At 48.7% G+C, this 17720-nt stretch carries 14 protein-coding genes and 1 tRNA gene; 4 read left to right on the top strand and 11 right to left on the bottom strand.

Annotated features, from left to right (window positions below; translation table 11 throughout):
- Window positions 1-39: 39 nt before the first annotated feature.
- The 9 genes from cadA to aspA form a co-directional block, all read right to left on the bottom strand.
- Complete coding sequence (gene cadA, locus ACJHWK_RS03220; RefSeq protein WP_001295383.1) at window positions 40-2187, bottom strand: lysine decarboxylase CadA; 2148 nt, start codon at window positions 2185-2187, stop codon at window positions 40-42.
- A 79-nt stretch (window positions 2188-2266) separates the two neighbouring features.
- Complete coding sequence (gene cadB, locus ACJHWK_RS03215) at window positions 2267-3601, bottom strand: cadaverine/lysine antiporter (RefSeq protein WP_000092909.1); 1335 nt, start codon at window positions 3599-3601, stop codon at window positions 2267-2269.
- 365 nt (window positions 3602-3966) lie between these two features.
- Window positions 3967-5505, bottom strand: coding sequence for a lysine decarboxylation/transport transcriptional activator CadC (gene cadC / locus ACJHWK_RS03210; protein WP_001187196.1), 1539 nt, complete (start codon window positions 5503-5505; stop codon window positions 3967-3969).
- 616 nt (window positions 5506-6121) lie between these two features.
- Window positions 6122-6197 (bottom strand) — tRNA-Phe (locus tag ACJHWK_RS03205).
- Between the two features lie 106 nt (window positions 6198-6303).
- Window positions 6304-6879, bottom strand: coding sequence for a transcriptional regulator (locus ACJHWK_RS03200; protein WP_001188520.1), 576 nt, complete (start codon window positions 6877-6879; stop codon window positions 6304-6306).
- Between the two features lie 36 nt (window positions 6880-6915).
- On the bottom strand, window positions 6916-8613 hold the full coding sequence (gene dsbD / locus ACJHWK_RS03195) for a protein-disulfide reductase DsbD (RefSeq protein ID WP_000068919.1): 1698 nt from the start codon (window positions 8611-8613) through the stop codon (window positions 6916-6918).
- Window positions 8589-8927 (bottom strand): divalent cation tolerance protein CutA, encoded by a 339-nt coding sequence (cutA, locus tag ACJHWK_RS03190; protein ID WP_170886395.1) that lies wholly within the window; start codon window positions 8925-8927, stop codon window positions 8589-8591. The genes dsbD and cutA overlap by 25 nt, the downstream gene beginning before the upstream one ends.
- 114 nt (window positions 8928-9041) lie before the next feature.
- Entirely contained in the window at window positions 9042-10343 is a 1302-nt protein-coding gene (gene dcuA, locus ACJHWK_RS03185; RefSeq protein ID WP_000961959.1) for an anaerobic C4-dicarboxylate transporter DcuA, read from the bottom strand.
- A 117-nt stretch (window positions 10344-10460) separates the two neighbouring features.
- On the bottom strand, window positions 10461-11897 hold the full coding sequence (gene aspA, locus ACJHWK_RS03180; RefSeq protein WP_000069437.1) for an aspartate ammonia-lyase: 1437 nt from the start codon (window positions 11895-11897) through the stop codon (window positions 10461-10463).
- A gap of 336 nt (window positions 11898-12233) precedes the next feature.
- Between aspA and ACJHWK_RS03175 the strand changes: the two genes are divergently transcribed.
- Window positions 12234-12710, top strand: coding sequence for an FxsA family protein (locus tag ACJHWK_RS03175; protein WP_001267445.1), 477 nt, complete (start codon window positions 12234-12236; stop codon window positions 12708-12710).
- 15 nt (window positions 12711-12725) lie between these two features.
- Here ACJHWK_RS03175 and yjeH read toward each other — a convergent pair whose 3' ends face one another.
- Window positions 12726-13982, bottom strand: coding sequence for an L-methionine/branched-chain amino acid transporter (gene yjeH, locus ACJHWK_RS03170; RefSeq protein ID WP_001522339.1), 1257 nt, complete (start codon window positions 13980-13982; stop codon window positions 12726-12728).
- A 275-nt stretch (window positions 13983-14257) separates the two neighbouring features.
- Here yjeH and ACJHWK_RS03165 point away from each other — a divergent pair, with 275 nt between their 5' ends.
- The 3 genes from ACJHWK_RS03165 (at window position 14258) to ACJHWK_RS03155 (ending at window position 16732) form a co-directional block, all read left to right on the top strand.
- Window positions 14258-14551 carry a co-chaperone GroES gene (locus ACJHWK_RS03165; RefSeq protein WP_001026276.1) on the top strand — a complete coding sequence of 98 codons (294 nt, stop codon included), beginning with the start codon at window positions 14258-14260 and terminating at the stop codon, window positions 14549-14551.
- A 43-nt stretch (window positions 14552-14594) separates the two neighbouring features.
- Window positions 14595-16241, top strand: a complete 1647-nt coding sequence (gene groL / locus ACJHWK_RS03160) for a chaperonin GroEL (RefSeq protein ID WP_000729117.1) — start codon at window positions 14595-14597, stop codon at window positions 16239-16241.
- Window positions 16242-16378: 137 nt separating this feature from the next.
- Entirely contained in the window at window positions 16379-16732 is a 354-nt protein-coding gene (locus ACJHWK_RS03155) for a DUF4156 domain-containing protein (RefSeq protein WP_000558209.1), read from the top strand.
- A 49-nt stretch (window positions 16733-16781) separates the two neighbouring features.
- Here the strand turns inward: ACJHWK_RS03155 and ACJHWK_RS03150 are convergent, their stop codons facing one another.
- Window positions 16782-17651 (bottom strand): YjeJ family protein, encoded by an 870-nt coding sequence (locus ACJHWK_RS03150; RefSeq protein WP_001522346.1) that lies wholly within the window; start codon window positions 17649-17651, stop codon window positions 16782-16784.
- Between the last annotated feature and the right edge of the window lie 69 nt (window positions 17652-17720).

The following is a 17720-nucleotide window of genomic DNA, read 5'->3' as shown; positions in this document are numbered from 1 at the left end:
AAAAGGGAAGTGGCAAGCCACTTCCCTTGTACGAGCTAATTATTTTTTGCTTTCTTCTTTCAATACCTTAACGGTATAGCGGCCATCAGCCTGACGGTATGCACCGTGAATATCAGTTTCAAAGCCCGGATAGTGAGCGCCGATTTCACACAGCATCTGCAGGAACTCCAGAACCGGACGGCTTTCTTCGGTGATCATTTCACCCGGCATTACCAGAGGAACTCCCGGCGGATATGGAAGGATCATATTGGCGTTAATACGACCGACCATTTCGTCGAGGTAAACTTCTTCGGTCATACCGTGCAGCTCTTTCTGGAACGCAGCATACGGAGTCATTACCATGGTCGGCAGCACTTCAAATGCGCGATACATCAGATCCGGCAGATTGTGGTGAACAATCAGTTTGTGGATATTCTGAGCCAGTTCCTGAATACGCATGTTTTCATAGAATTCAGGATCTTCACGATACAGAGACGGCAGCATGTTTTTCACACGCAGGTTCAGGTCGAACGCACGTTTGAAGTCAGTCAGAGCACGCAGCAGGCTCAGTGCTTTGGTCTTATCGATACCGATGCTGAACAGGAACAGCAGGTTATACGGACCGGTTTTCTCAACAACGATGCCATGTTCGTCGAGGTATTTCGCCACGATGCTGGCCGGAATACCGAAGTCGCTCATGGTGCCGTCTTTTTCCATCCCCGGAGTCAGCAGGGTGACTTTGATCGGGTCAAGATACATGTGCTCGTTATCGATGTTTTTGAAGCCGTGCCAGGTGCTGTCAGAACGCAGCGGCCAGCATTCAGTGGTATCGATATGATCCGGCTGCCATACATCAAAGAACCAGCCATCAGATTCCGTTCTCAGACGTTTGATCTCTTTACGGAATTTGATCGCACGTTCAATGGAACCGTTGATCAGACGCTTACCTGCATTGCCTTTCATCATCGCCGCAGCGGTTTCAGTAGACGCCACGATACCGTAGTGCGGAGAAGTGGTGGTGTGCATCATGTAGGCTTCGTTAAAGGTTTCTTCGTTTACGTCACCTTTAACGTGGATCATGGAAGCCTGAGAGAACGCCGCCAGCAGTTTGTGAGTAGACTGGGTTTCGTAAATCACTTTCCCTTCTACACGGCCACCGCTCATACCGCATTTACCTTCGTAAATCGGTGAGAAGTTGGTGTAAGGCACCCACGCGGAGTCAAAGTGGATGGATTTCACATCCAGTGTTTTCTTGATGAAGTCGGTGTTGTACAGCAGACCATCATAGGTAGAGTTGGTAATTACAGCATGTACCGGCCAGGTTGCGTTTGGTGTTTCTTTCACGCGCTTAGCAATGGTAGCGTGCTGGAATTCACTCTGTGGGATACCACCAAGAATACCGTAAGCGTTACGGGTCGGGCGGAAATAGATTGGCGTAACATCGCTCATCATCATCAGGTGGGTCAGCGATTTGTGGCAGTTACGGTCAATCAGAATGGTGCTGCCTGCCGGAGCAGAGTACATACCAACAATTTTGTTCGCAGTGGAAGTACCGTTGGTTACCATGTAGCTGCGGTCTGCGTTAAAGACGCGAGCGATATACTGTTCTGCTTCTTTGTGTGGACCACTGTGATCCAGCAGAGAACCCAGTTCAGATACTGAAATGGAAATATCAGATTTCATGGTGTTCGGACCAAAGAAATCATAGAACAGGCTACCTACCGGGCTTTTCTGGAATGCAGTACCGCCCATGTGACCAGGAGTACAGAAAGTATATTTACCTTCACGAACATATTTAAACAGTGCTTTGGTCAGCGGAGGCAGAATAGTGTTGATATATTCGTCAGTGGTCTGCTTGATCTTATTAGCAATATCTTCAGCAGCACCCAGCGCATATTCAAAGAAGCTAATCTGTAAACGCAGGTCATTCAGGCTTACATCGAGAGTGGAATACGTATTAGCGAACGCGTACAACGGCAGGTTCTCGTTCATTTTGCTAATTTCTTCGCACAGCTCGAGATTATATTTATCCCAGTCAAAAATAACGCCGCACAGACGCGCATTGTTTTCGATCAGTTTTAATAAGTCGTCACGGTCGTTCGGGTAAACAATCTGGAAGTTCAGACGTTCAAGCGCGCGATGAAGTTCACGGATGGGTTCTTCTTTAAAATAAACCCCCATGTGATTCAATATTGCAATAACGTTCATAGTCATATCTCCAGGTAAAAAAGGCCCCTCCCAACACATGGGACAAAATGAAAGGAGGAGCCTCGGAAAATACTTTTAATTAATGTGCGTTAGACGCTGTGTGGTTATCCATTGAGTGGCTCTGGCGCTCGTGCATTTTGCGAGCGTAGAACATCAGGATAATCAGGCTGACGATGAAGGTACCTGCCAGCTCGAAGGAGCTTGCGCCCATCAGCGCGATGAAGCAGAACACGCAACCCAGTACAGAGCAGATCAGGCTGACAAAGTTGCGGATGTTAACGCCTTCAAAACGAATCAGGTCAACGCAAGAGTAGAAGTACGGCAGCATAGTCAGCAGTACTGCGATACCGGTCAGTTCACCGAACAGGTCAGATGCTTTACCACCGGCAGAGTTCATTAGAGTGATGAGGATCATCAGGGCAGTCATTTTCACTGCAGCCAGCAGCAGACCTTTTTTCGGAATACCGTTGCTGTCGACTTCACCATAAACTTTCGGGAAGTTACCGTCGTTAGCGGCACGTACACCTGCCTGGCCTACCAACATCATCCAGGAGCCCAGAGAAGTCAGGCACGCAAAGGCGGTGAATGCAGAAACCAGCGGCGCAGCCCAGTTACCGAGGATAGTTGAAGCACTGATTGCAAATGGAGCACCGGAAGCTGCCATTACAGAAGACGGATACATACCGGAAAGCACCTGAGTCGCAGCGATATAAACAATACCTGCTAAACCAGTACCCAGCATGGTTGCCAGCGGAACGGTACGTTTCGGGTTTTTAACCATACCAGTACTTACAGCTGCGGATTCAACACCCACGAAGGCCCACAGGCAGAGCAGAATACTTTTAATGATCGCATGACCATCGGTGGTATCCGCAGTATTCCAGTTAGCAGCATAAGTCGCAGCATCAAACCAATGCCAGCCAACAATAGCTGTCATTACCACAGGAATAAGAACCAGCACCAGACCAATAGTGGTTAAACGGCTTACCCAGGTACCGCCGAGCATATTTACAAAGGTAAATACCCAGACGATAGCAATACAGGCGATACCCGCCGGAACAGGATCATTTAATACTGGGAAGAAGGTGGAAAGATAAGATACAGCGGTAATACCAATCGCCAGGTTACCAATCCAGTTAGCATGGTAATAAAGAACACCTGTCTGAAAACCAAATGCAGGGGAAATTTCTCCGGCATAAGCAATTGGGCCACCTTGTTGCGGGTTTTTTGTTGCCAGTCGGGCATATACATACGCCAGCGACATTGCACCAATAATAGAGATAATCCAACCCCAGATAGCAATACCACCGATACTTGCTAGGTTCGCAGGTAATAATGCAATACCGCTCCCCATCATATTACCGGCAACAACACCGGTACAGGCAAATAGCCCGATCTTCTTGGCAGAACTCATGCTCTTCTCCTAATTTCATTTTTGAATTTGGAGTCCGGGTCATGATGTATAACTATTTCCTGACCAGACCAAACTGGCGCTAAGAATACTCACAAAAAAAGGATTAATCCTAAAGATTAGGTGAAATAACACAAAAGTTTCTGTAAGTGAGAACTTGAGGTTTTTTATTAACACATCAGGATCGCAAGTTGATATCATGAAAAGATAAACATTCAATGTTTACAATGGATTGCGGGACATTTTCTGGTTAAATTTATGTAATAAAAATTATGCGGCAAATAAATTGCCGCAACATATTATACCAACAGGAACATACAAAAACTCAACAACAAATATTGCCGAGCATAAATCAACCCGGGAGTTACTTATTCTGAAGCGAGAAATTTGTCGAGATAAGGTACAACATAAGGAACAGAAGTCTGGAATATACCATTTTCAATCCAGTAAAGGGTGTTTGCCCCTGGGCGTAAATTAAAGGCGGTGAGATATGCATCAGCTGCTTCCCGGTTCATCCCCTTCATTTCATAAACCTTGCCAAGCAATACATAATTTAGCCAGGACATTTCAAGATCAATGCCAGTATTTATCGCCTGATAAGACTCATCTGTTTTACCTTTTACCAGAGCACTGACCGCTTTTATTTGATATATAATGGACAGGTTATTCAATTCCGGTAGTGTAACAATGTTATCTATTTCTGTGTTCAGTGCTGCTAATTGTTTTTCATCTAAAGGATGTTGAGAATGGCGCACGATATCAACTAATGCTTTTTCTGCTCTCGCGTAGGTAAATTCTGGGGATGATTGAACAATCTCACCTAATAATTCACTGGCACGGTTCAATGATTTATCATCGCCATGCAGTAAATAATCATGTGCCTGATAAAAATTAGTTAATAACGCACCACGATGAGGCAAAATTTGCTGGAGCATCTCCTGCATTCGTTGTGGCCACGGTTGGTTTAACGCTTTTGATAAACTCTCCAGTAAATCATTTTGAATCGCCAGCTGATTACCGTTAGTGATGACATAACGTTTATCCAGCATGGTTGAACCATCTGCATTGTCTACCAATTTTACCGACATAAAGCATTGTTGAGCACGGTATTGGCGCTGATTAACAAACGCAATAGATAATGTTTTACCGGAACTGCTCGGTTCATCAATGTTGTAGTTGATTTTGTCATGCACCATAAAGGTGGAGAAGGTGTTAAGTGATGTCGCCACCAAATCACCCACGCCTATCGCGTAAGAGAGCTGATACGGGGAACTCCAGCTGTTACAACTTTTATTTACCATATTAATGTCAATATCGCGTGGATTGAGCAAAATACGCGATTTGCTCATCGGAAGACGTGTATCAAGACTTGAAAACGCTACCAGTGCTACACAGATACCTAACGACAACAGGAAAAAAAACCATACCCAAAAGGTAGTGAATCGTTTGCTTTTAACTGGGGATTGTTCAGGTGGCGTTGCGGTGTTTTGAATGTTAAGACTGTGGGAGGGAGAATCTGTGTCAGGAACCGCCTCTGGTATAGGGGGAGGCGAAGATAGCATTATTTCCTCTCCCTCTTCTTCGCTGTACCAGATAACCGGCACCATTAATTTATAGCCGCGCTTTGGTACAGTAGCGATATAGACAGGACTATCTTCATCATTATCTTTTAATGACTTACGTAGTTCTGAGATACTCTGCGTCACAACGTGATTGGTGACAATACTTCTCTTCCAGACATTATCGATAAGTTCATCCCTGCTAAGTACTTCGCCACTGTGTTGAGCAAAGAAAACCAGAAGATCGATTAATCTCGGCTCAAGGGTAAGTTGACGCCCATTGCGGCTAATTTGGTTTATGGACGGAGTAACAAGCCATTCGCCAACGCGAACTACAGGTTGTTGCATAATAGAAACTCATTCGAAAAGGGAATGATGCAATGATAATTGCCACAACCTATTTTTACCATCTATAGATGGTTTTATTTACATATTATTGGTGAATGCAAGACGTTATTTTTACCAGCCATAAACTTCTTGATTACATAGTATTACGAAAGGATTTTACTGAGAACCAGAAGTAATATTCCTTATCATCAAAATTCATCATCTTTGCCAAAGAAAAATGTTCAGAAAATAATCCATGGGAAATTGCCCGGCGCGCTTACTATTTTTATGGATTGTTAGTCTTTGCATGAGCAAGCGGACTGATACATTTCTCTTTGTTCTCATTCAGAAAATCTCATCAGTCGGCGTTCAGACCGGTGTTGTGCTTTATGGATGCGTTACGCTCCTGATGACGTCATTTGACATTCAACAGCATCACGGGGTCGCACGACATTTCACGTCAGTCAGCGCTATAGCTCAGGAACAAATTTTCCCGAATTGGGATATACCCGCAAAATGCTGGTGTTGTGGGGAGAATTTGGTTGAGTTCGGTAGAAATGATTTTTAGGCAGAACGCTTAAATTGTGGCGTCCTGAAACGAAAAACGGACCTCCGTGGAGGTCCGTTTATATGAATTTGGTGCCCGGACTCGGAATCGAACCAAGGACACGGGGATTTTCAATCCCCTGCTCTACCGACTGAGCTATCCGGGCAACGGGGCGCATTAAACCGTAATCTGCACATCTCGTCAACCTAATTTCAGTAAAAGCGATTCAACTGCTTAAGATTGCGGCAAATCGCTTCTTTTCTGTGTTTCTGTCAGGTCAAAGCACCACCCTGGCGGCAGCGGGCGAAGCGCAGGATATCTTCCGCCAGCCGATGTGCGGTGTCGACATCCGCCTGGCTACGATTCACCAGCATTCGGCTTAAACAGCCTTCCAGCACCAGTTCCATCTGCTTTGCTACCATCGCCGGATCGTCAACTTCCAGTGTGGTTAACAGTTCGTGGGTGAAATCGTAGGCCGCGCTTTTTTGCTGATCGGCCAGTTGATGAATAGGGTGGCCAGGATCGGGATAAAACGTACAGGCAGCGATAAACAGACAGCCCGGATAGCGGTTGTTTTTAACGCACTCCGATAACGCCTGATAACGTGCCAGCAACTTTTGTTCGGCGGTTTGCGTTTCGTCCAGCATCAGCTGACGACGCCAGACATCTATCTGTTGGCTAAGATAACGCAGCGCATCGTAGAGGATTGCCTCTTTGTCTGGCCAGAAGCGGCGTAGCTCGTCCAGTGGATAATCCACACGTTCAGCAACCATCTCCAGCGTGGTGTTGGCAATCCCTTGTAATTCTAATAATTTCAGGGCTTCTCCCAGTACATCTTCACGTTGCACGCTATTTTCCTCCGTCTTTCCCACTGCAAGTGTCGTTCACGGTTGGCGATCGCGCAAATGTGCGCTGAAGGTTTCAGCATCCATAAAGCCCGTGACGCGTGCTTGTGGATGCTCCTGGCCTTGTCCGTCAAAAAAGAGAATTGTCGGTAGGCCAAGGACATTAAGATGCTTTAACAGCGCCACATCTTGTGCGTCGTTGGCAGTGACGTTGGCCTGAAGTAATACCGTGTCTGCTAACGCTTTTTGCACCTGCGGGTCGCTGAAGGTGTATTTCTCAAACTCTTTACAGGCGACGCACCAGTCGGCATAGAGATCTAACATCACTGGTTTGCCTTTGGCTTCAACGAGCGCCTGATTTAACTCATCTACCGTTTTGATTTGTGTAAAGTTGAGATGCGTCTGAGTTTGCGCGGTATGCGTCGCACCAAATGCCCAATCCTGAAGTGGGCGCACGCTAACCAATGCCGCTGCCAGCAGGATTATTTGCACCACGCGCATCCAGCCGCGTTTGGCCTGTAGGCTGGTGATAAAGGCCCAGCCAAAGAATGCGACACCAAGCGCCGACCACAAGCGTAATCCCCATATATCACCAATCACTCGCTCCAGCAGGAAGACCGGCAGTGCGAGGATCACAAAACCAAACGCGGTTTTGACTTGTTCCATCCACGGGCCGCTTTTCGGCAGCAAGCGGTTACCAAAGACGGTAATTAGCATCAGCGGCAGGCCCATGCCCAACGCATAGAGATAAAGCGTGCCGCCCCCCAGCCACATGTTCCCGCTTTGGGCGATATACAGCAGAATCGCGCTAAGCGGTGCGGTGGTGCATGGTGAACAGATCAGTCCGGCAATCGCCCCCATAACAAACACACCGCCAGGTGAGCCGCCCTGTTGGCGATTGCTCATCAGCGTGAGACGTGTTTGCAGCGAAGAGGGGAGTTGCAGAGTAAACAAGCCAAACATTGACATCGCCAGCAAGGTAAAGACGATAGCGAGGCCAATGAGCACGTATGGGTGCTGTAGCGCCGCCTGGAACTGTAACCCTGCGGCGGCAACCACCAGACCCAGTGCCGTGTAAGTCAGCGCCATCCCCTGCACATAAATAAAGGTCAGCAACAATGCTCTGGCAGTGGAGAGCCGCTGTTTACCGCCCAGCACGATACCAGAAATCAGTGGGTACATTGGCAGCACGCATGGCGTAAAGGCGATACCAATACCGATCAACAACGCCCAGAGCGCGGAAAAGGGCAATTGCGCGGTGGGCTGCTCTTGCTGCGGAACAGACACAGGCTGTGACGCTGCGTTGTTGGCGACCACTTCGCTTAACGGAACGGTTTTGGTTTCTGGCGGATAACAGAAACCGGCATCAGCACAGCCCTGGTAGGTGATAGTTAACGTCGCTCCCGCACTCGCCTGGTTGATGGTGACGGGAAGCGTCAGCCGATCGCGGTAAATCTCGCTTTTGCCGTAAAACTCATCTTCATGCCAGACGCCTTGCGGCAGCTGCACGTCGGCAATTTTCGCGTGTTCCGGCGTAATGCGGATCTGTTTACGGTAGAGGTAGTAACCGTCTTTGATCTGCCAGGTCAGATTCAGGTCATGTTGGTTTTGCTGAAAATCAAAAGCAAAGGCTTGATCCGCGGGGACAAATTGTGAACGTCCCGGCGCGTCGAATAATCCGGCAAAAACGGAAGTGCTGCAAAGTAGCAGGATCAGCGTAAAGATGCGTTGAGCCATGAGAGGTAATCTGTGTCTCCGTGTGTAACAGGTAAAACCAGAAGTTCCGGGGTTTGATATGGATGATGAGACTTCAGGCATTCCTGCAGTGCCTGCTGGTGAGATACGGTAGTTTTTAAAATCATCTGCACTTCGTATTCTTGCTCCAGCTTACCTTCCCAGTAATAGAGAGAGGTAGCGCCGGGGATCAAGGTCGCGCAGGCCGCCAGTTTTTCCGCCAGCACTTTGGCGGCTAAATCCTGGGCTGTCGCTTCATCCGGTGCCGTACATAGCACCACGACAGACGCGGTATTCGAACTTTTTTCATCAAGCATAAACACCTCGCAAGAACAGATGGAACCGCAAGAGAGAGGTCACTATACAACGGACGGGGGAAGGATGTTAGTCGGCGGGAAAGAAAGCGGGGCCTGAAGCCCCGCGATTGGTCATTACAGCATGAAGCTACCCAGCACGAAGCCGAAGCAAACGGCAAGGGCAACACCCAGAGTACCCGGGATGAAGAACGGATGGTTGAAGACGAATTTACCGATACGGGTAGTACCCGTGTCATCCATCTGTACCGCAGCAACCAGCGTCGGGTAGGTCGGCAGAATGAACAGACCAGACACCGCAGCGAAAGAAGCAACAGCGGTCAGCGGAGAAACGTTCAGTGCCAGAGCCATCGGCATCAGTGCTTTTGCGGTTGCAGCCTGAGAGTACAGCAGAGCAGAAGCAAAGAAGAAGATGACGGCCAGCAGCCACGGATGACCCTGAATCACTTCACCAGCGGTATCTTTGATCCAGTCGATGTTGTTGGAAACGAAAGTATCGCCCAGCCATGCAACACCCAGGATACAAATACAGGCGCTCATACCTGCTTTGAAGGTGCTGGAGTTGAGGATGTTGTCGGTATCGACTTTACAGATAACGGTGGTCAGAGTTGCAACGCTGAGCATGATGATCAGGATTGCGTTGGTGGTGTTCATCAGCGGTTTTTCAACCAGACCCATGCTTGGGCTGTTGATGATTGCATAGATAACAACGCCAACTACGCCCAGCAGGAACAGCCAGACGGACGTTTTTGCACCGGATTTGATTTCAATCTGCTTTTCACCGCGCAGTTCAACCAGGCCTTCTTCCAGACGCTTGCGATAAATCGGATCGTCAGAGAGTTTGGAGTTGAACAGCATAGTGACCAGGAAGGACATCACCAGAACCGCCAGCAGGGTGGACGGGATGACCACGGAGAGCAGATGGAGGTAGCTGATGCCATGACCTTCCATTACGGAAGACATGTAAACCACTGCCGCTGAGATTGGCGATGCGGTGATCGCAATCTGCGCGGATACCACTGCAGTAGACAGCGGACGGCAAGGTTTAACGCCTTGTTCCTTCGCAACTTCAGCGATAACTGGCAGTGTCGCCAGAGAGATGTTGCCAGTACCAGCAAAGATAGTCAGGAAATAGGTCACGATCGGTGCGAGGATCGTGATGTATTTCGGGTTACGGCGCAGCAGCTTTTCTGTCTGATGAACCAGATAGTCCAGACCGCCAGCAACCTGCATGGCAGAAATAGCGGCGATAACCGCCATGATAATGGAAATGACATCGAACGGGATGTTACCGGGTTTAACGCCAATAGCGGCAAGAACCAGCACCCCCAATCCGCCTGCAAAACCAATACCTATTCCCCCCAATCTGGCGCCCAAGAAGATCGCCAGCAAAACTATGATGAGTTCTACAACTAGCATATTAGCCTTCCTTGTTTTTTAACAAGTTGATATTAGATTGTTATTTTTAAGTTACTGCTCACAAGAAAAAAGGCACGTCATCTGACGTGCCTTTTTTATTTGTACTACCCTGTACGATTACTGTTCGCTTTCATCAGTATAGCGTTTTGCTTTGTAAGCCGGGTGCATCAGATTCTGTACGGAGAAAATATCGTCAAGTTCCGCTTCAGTCAACAGACCGCGTTCCAGAACGACTTCACGTACACTCTTACCGGTTTCGGCACAGATTTTACCCACGATGTCACCGTTGTGGTGACCGATGAACGGGTTCAGGTAAGTAACGATACCGATAGAGTTGTAAACGTAACCTTCGCACACTTCTTTGTTAGCAGTGATGCCGTTAATGCATTTTTCCAGCAGGTTGTAGCAAGCGTTGGTCAGAATGTGAACGGATTCGAACATAGCCTGGCCAATGACCGGCTCCATAACGTTCAACTGCAGCTGACCTGCTTCTGCTGCCATGGTAACAGTGGTGTCGTTACCGATGACTTTGAAGCATACCTGGTTAACCACTTCCGGAACAACCGGGTTTACTTTAGCTGGCATGATGGAAGAGCCCGCCTGCAGTTCCGGCAGGTTGATCTCGTTCAGGCCGGCACGTGGACCAGAAGAGAGCAAGCGCAGGTCGTTACAGATTTTGGACATCTTCACAGCCAGGCGTTTCAGCGCGCCGTGAACCATTACATAAGCGCCGCAGTCAGAGGTCGCTTCGATCAGGTCTTCAGCCGGTACGCATGGGAAGCCAGTGACTTCAGCCAGTTTTTTCACTGCCAGCGGAGAGTACTCTTTCGGCGTGTTCAGACCAGTACCGATTGCTGTTGCGCCAAGGTTAACTTCCAGCAGCAGTTCAGCGGTACGTTGGATATTTTTCACTTCTTCTTTCAGCAGGATGCTGAAAGCGCGGAATTCCTGACCGAGGGTCATCGGTACTGCGTCCTGCAGCTGGGTACGACCCATTTTCAGGATGTCCTGGAATTCGACAGCTTTACGTTCAAAGCCTTCACGCAGTTGGTTAATCGCATCTACCAGCTTAATCAGGGAAGAGTAAACTGCGATACGGAAACCGGTCGGGTAGGCGTCGTTAGTGGACTGACATTTGTTAACATGGTCGTTCGGGTTCAGGTACTGATATTCACCTTTCTGGTGACCCATCAGTTCCAGACCGATATTGGCCAGCACTTCGTTGGTGTTCATGTTTACGGAAGTACCTGCGCCGCCCTGGTAGACGTCTACCGGGAACTGATCCATGCATTTTCCGTTGTTCAGGACTTCATCACATGCGGCAATGATGGCATTCGCTACACTTTTAGGAATGGTTTGCAGCTCTTTGTTTGCCATAGCTGCGGCTTTTTTAACCATTACCATACCGCGAACAAATTCAGGAATATCACTGATTTTGTTGTTGCTGATATAGAAGTTTTCAATCGCTCTCAGAGTGTGAACACCATAGTAGGCATCAGCTGGAACTTCCCTGGTACCCAACAGATCTTCTTCGATACGAATGTTGTTTGACATGTGAACCTTCTTTTTCAAGCTGCCAATGATTTGCTTTAAACACACAGAATATATGTGGTTTCGAATGTTTTTCGACCGACGATTATCCCCTGCATCGACCGAATACCCGAGATCATATGCTGCTTGAGGATTTCTACCGTAATCTGGATCACTTTAAGTGTCGGTTTTTACCCCTTAATTATTAATTTGTGAAATAGATCACCGCTTTGGGATTACTACCAAAAATAGTTGCGCAAACATCTTGAAATTTTGCTAATGACCACAATATAAGCTGAACGCGATTCGCAACCCATTCAGGTAGCCGGGGTTAACCGGCTGCTATTACAGGAGAAACCTTTGCGCTGGTTACCTTTTATTGCCATTTTCCTTTATGTCTATATTGAGATTTCAATCTTTATTCAGGTTGCCCATGTATTGGGGGTATTGCTGACCCTCGTGCTGGTTATATTCACGTCAGTTATCGGTATGTCACTGGTACGTAACCAGGGCTTTAAGAATTTCGTGCTGATGCAGCAAAAAATGGCGGCGGGTGAAAACCCAGCGGCGGAGATGATTAAAAGTGTTTCGCTGATCATTGCCGGTTTGCTGCTTTTATTACCGGGCTTTTTCACCGACTTCCTTGGTCTTCTGCTTTTATTACCGCCGGTGCAAAAGCATCTGACAGTGAAGTTGATGCCACATTTGCGCTTTTCTCGCATGCCAGGCGGCGGTTTTAGCGCCGGGACCGGTGGCGGTAATACTTTTGATGGTGAGTACCAGCGAAAGGATGATGACCGCGACCGCCTTGATCATAAAGACGATCGCCAGGATTAATGTCGAAACGCCGGATTATGTGGTTATGCCATTTTCCGGCGTTTTTCGTTTTGGCAGAAACAGCCATAACCCCGCCAGCATGATCAGCGCATAGAGACTTTTCCAGCCGACCATTGCCAGTAACAGAACGCATAACAGCCCGCCAACCACCGCCAGTAGTCGATAACGTCCTTGCAATAATTTACAGCCTGCCAGCATGCATAACAGATAAATCATAATAAAGATGCCATTGGCATAGATGATAAGTGCGTCCAGATTGATCTCTAAAGCATGAATCACCAACGTGCTCACCACGCAGCAGCCGAGCACCGCATTGAGGGCATTATTCGGGATATGACGAGAAGAGAGGCGTGCCAGGTAGTGGTCAGGATTATGTTGCGCCTGCGACCAGACCAGGCGGGCGAAGCTCTGTATATAAATGTTGAGGCTGGCAAAGCAGGCCAGATAGCCAATCACGCAGGCAATCCATAACGCTCCTACACCGAACAACTGCACTACAATTTTTGGAAGCGATGCTGCTGCCGCCATTTGTTCACCATAGGCGTCGAAGTGTAAGACGACTACCGTACAGCCCCAGTAGACTAATCCTGCCAGCAGCAGACCAATCATCAAAGCACGAGGAAAATCACGCTCTGGATTTTTAAATTCCGAGGCAAGATGGGCAAATGCTTCCAGACCGACAAAGCACCAGAACATCACTGATAACGCAGCAAATAACCCGGTAAGTTCGATATTACCAGGTGCAGGGAAGGGGATATTCGCAGGTTTGATATCGCCCGCCCACCAGATAGCGACAATCAGCGCGACGATAAGTCCGGCAATAACTGTTTGTAGATTAGCACTGGAACTAGCACCGCGAGTACCGATATACCACACCAGCGCCAGCGTACCGAGTTCTGCCAACAACAGTTGCCAGCTATGCCAGCCAAACATTGCCTGGCCGAACCCGGCGGCAATTTGTAGCGCGGCAGGCAAACCCACGGGAATGACCGATAAAAACAACCAGCCGGTGACTCGCTCAAGCCGCGAACCAAACGCCATACCGACGAAGTGCGCGACACCGCCTGCGCTGGGATAGTGGCGACCCAGAATCGCAAACACAATCGCAATCGGGAACACTAAGATAATCAAAACGGGCCACGCCCACAGGCTGTTATTGCCCGCTACCAGCGCAGCTAACGCAGGAACGGCAAACACGCCAGTGCCTAATAATGACGTCGATAGCAGGCCAATGCCCTGGGCCAGCCCCAGTTCTTGTTTGAGTCTACTCATGGGTTGATGTCCGATTGCGCCCAAATTATGGGCAACTGCGTAGATTTTCGATGGTAGCACAATCAGATTCGCTTATGACGGTGATGAAGAAATTGCGATGAAATGTGAGGTGAATCAGGGTTTTCACCCGATTTTGTGCTGATCAGAATTTTTTTTCTTTTTCCCCCTTGAAGGGGCGAAGCCTCATCCCCATTTCTCTGGTCACCAGCCGGGAAACCACGTAAGCTCCGGCGTCACCCATAACAGATACGGACTTTCTCAAAGGAGAGTTATCAATGAATATTCGTCCATTGCATGATCGCGTGATCGTCAAGCGTAAAGAAGTTGAAACTAAATCTGCTGGCGGCATCGTTCTGACCGGCTCTGCAGCGGCTAAATCCACCCGCGGCGAAGTGCTGGCTGTCGGCAATGGCCGTATCCTTGAAAATGGCGAAGTGAAGCCGCTGGATGTGAAAGTTGGCGACATCGTTATTTTCAACGATGGCTACGGTGTGAAATCTGAGAAGATCGACAATGAAGAAGTGTTGATCATGTCCGAAAGCGACATTCTGGCAATTGTTGAAGCGTAATCCGCGCACGACACTGAACATACGAATTTAAGGAATAAAGATAATGGCAGCTAAAGACGTAAAATTCGGTAACGACGCTCGTGTGAAAATGCTGCGCGGCGTAAACGTACTGGCAGATGCAGTGAAAGTTACCCTCGGTCCGAAAGGCCGTAACGTAGTTCTGGATAAATCTTTCGGTGCACCGACCATCACCAAAGATGGTGTTTCCGTTGCTCGTGAAATCGAACTGGAAGATAAGTTCGAAAACATGGGTGCGCAGATGGTGAAAGAAGTTGCCTCTAAAGCGAACGACGCTGCAGGCGACGGTACCACCACTGCAACCGTACTGGCTCAGGCTATCATCACTGAAGGTCTGAAAGCTGTTGCTGCGGGCATGAACCCGATGGACCTGAAACGTGGTATCGACAAAGCTGTTACCGCTGCAGTTGAAGAACTGAAAGCGCTGTCCGTACCGTGCTCTGACTCTAAAGCGATTGCTCAGGTTGGTACCATCTCCGCTAACTCCGACGAAACCGTAGGTAAACTGATCGCTGAAGCGATGGACAAAGTCGGTAAAGAAGGCGTTATCACCGTTGAAGACGGTACCGGTCTGCAGGACGAACTGGACGTGGTTGAAGGTATGCAGTTCGACCGTGGCTACCTGTCTCCTTACTTCATCAACAAGCCGGAAACTGGCGCAGTAGAACTGGAAAGCCCGTTCATCCTGCTGGCTGACAAGAAAATCTCCAACATCCGCGAAATGCTGCCGGTTCTGGAAGCTGTTGCCAAAGCAGGCAAACCGCTGCTGATCATCGCTGAAGATGTAGAAGGCGAAGCGCTGGCAACTCTGGTTGTTAACACCATGCGTGGCATCGTGAAAGTTGCTGCGGTTAAAGCTCCGGGCTTCGGCGATCGTCGTAAAGCTATGCTGCAGGATATCGCAACCCTGACTGGCGGTACCGTAATCTCTGAAGAGATCGGTATGGAGCTGGAAAAAGCAACCCTGGAAGACCTGGGTCAGGCTAAACGTGTTGTGATCAACAAAGACACTACCACCATCATCGATGGCGTGGGTGAAGAAGCTGCAATCCAGGGCCGTGTTGCTCAGATCCGTCAGCAGATTGAAGAAGCAACTTCTGACTACGACCGTGAAAAACTGCAGGAGCGCGTAGCGAAACTGGCAGGCGGCGTTGCAGTTATCAAAGTAGGTGCTGCTACCGAAGTTGAAATGAAAGAGAAAAAAGCACGCGTTGAAGACGCCCTGCACGCGACCCGTGCTGCGGTAGAAGAAGGCGTGGTTGCTGGTGGTGGTGTTGCGCTGATCCGCGTAGCGTCTAAACTGGCTGACCTGCGTGGTCAGAACGAAGACCAGAACGTGGGTATCAAAGTTGCACTGCGTGCAATGGAAGCTCCGCTGCGTCAGATCGTCCTGAACTGCGGCGAAGAACCGTCTGTTGTTGCTAACACCGTTAAAGGCGGCGACGGTAACTACGGTTACAACGCAGCAACCGAAGAATACGGCAACATGATCGACATGGGTATCCTGGATCCAACCAAAGTAACCCGTTCTGCTCTGCAGTACGCGGCTTCTGTGGCTGGCCTGATGATCACCACCGAGTGCATGGTTACCGACCTGCCGAAAAACGATGCAGCTGACTTAGGCGCTGCTGGCGGTATGGGCGGCATGGGTGGCATGGGCGGCATGATGTAATTGCCCTGCACCTCGCAGAAATAAACAAACCCCCGGGCAGAAATGTCTGGGGGTTTTTCTTTTGGTCATCTTTCTAGTATAAGATTCAGACACGGACGACGCGAGTGGCGTCCAGCTCATTGATTATGGGGAATAACATGCACGTAAAATACTTAGCAGGGATTGTCGGTGCCGCGCTACTGATGGCGGGTTGTAGCTCCAGCAACGAATTGAGTGCTGCCGGTCAGAGTGTACGCATTGTGGACGAGCAGCCAGGCGCAGAGTGCCAGCTGATTGGTACTGCGACAGGTAAGCAAAGCAACTGGCTTTCCGGGCAACACGGTGAAGAGGGCGGTTCTATGCGCGGCGCAGCAAACGATCTGCGCAACCAGGCGGCTGCAATGGGCGGTAACGTGATTTATGGCATCAGCAGCCCGTCGCAGGGGATGTTGTCCAGTTTTGTCCCGACGGATAGCCAGATTATCGGCCAGGTATATAAGTGCCCGAACTGATGGGATCCAGAGGCTGGATACTTCCAGCCTCGTAGTAAAACAGATGGGATTATTTCGCCTGTGGTGCAGTTTTGCTGGTGGATTGAACACGTAAGTGATGCAGCGCGCGTAAGCATTGATCCTGGGTTAGCGGTTGGGCGTTATTTGCCGCTACGGTGCGAACATAGACCTGACATGGTACACCCGCGAGTTTTTTCAGTCGTGGGCTGAAATCAAGCATTCGGCGAGTGATCGCCTCCACTTCTTTACCCGGCGTTGCTTCACGCGTTTTCACCACTGCGCCGCTAAATTGTTCTTTGCCACTTTCATCTTTAAAGCGGTAAAGCACCGCCAGATAATGGTTGAACAAGTTATGTTTCCATTCCGGTTGGGAATAGGTGTCATATTCCAGATTGCCATTGTCCTGGCAGTCAACGTCGTATAACGGCAGGAAATCTAACAGTGAAGTAATACGTAATGCCAGTTCACGCATTTCCGCATTATTAATTGCATGAATGATTGCTCGCGCCAGCATTTCAATCTGCAATTCATTGATGACTAACTCACATTTGCTACTGTCATGTAGCGTTAATACGAAGGTAAGATTTTCACCCTGATTATCGGTAAGTTCCAGCGTGTTAACCCGACGATTAATATCGGCATTTTTAAGCTCATCAACCAGAATTTCTGGTATATTTTCTGCCATTTTCTTAATGACTTTATCGCGAGCTTGCTCATACTGAAGGCGTGCAGCAGCATCCAGTTTATGCTTTTGATGCAGACGGCTTTCCAGCGCAATCAGAAGGTCGCGCAGTTCCATGACAGACAGAAAGAACAACGATTCTTTATTGCGAGGCTCTTTAATTTTCAGCGCCAGTGCAATGAAATTATTACTCTTGCGAATAACACCGGTATTAACACCCTTGATGCTTATGGCCATGTAGGTTCTCCCTAACCATTTCTCAATTCAATAATTAATTTTAATTTATAAGCCAGATAAATGGGCTTG

The sequence above is a fragment of the Escherichia sp. WS547 genome (genome assembly GCF_046486065.1).
Taxonomy (GTDB): Bacteria; Pseudomonadota; Gammaproteobacteria; order Enterobacterales; family Enterobacteriaceae; genus Escherichia; species Escherichia coli.
The sequence above is the reverse complement of the archived record's forward strand: the minus strand, read 5'-3'. Positions and strand labels throughout refer to the sequence as shown.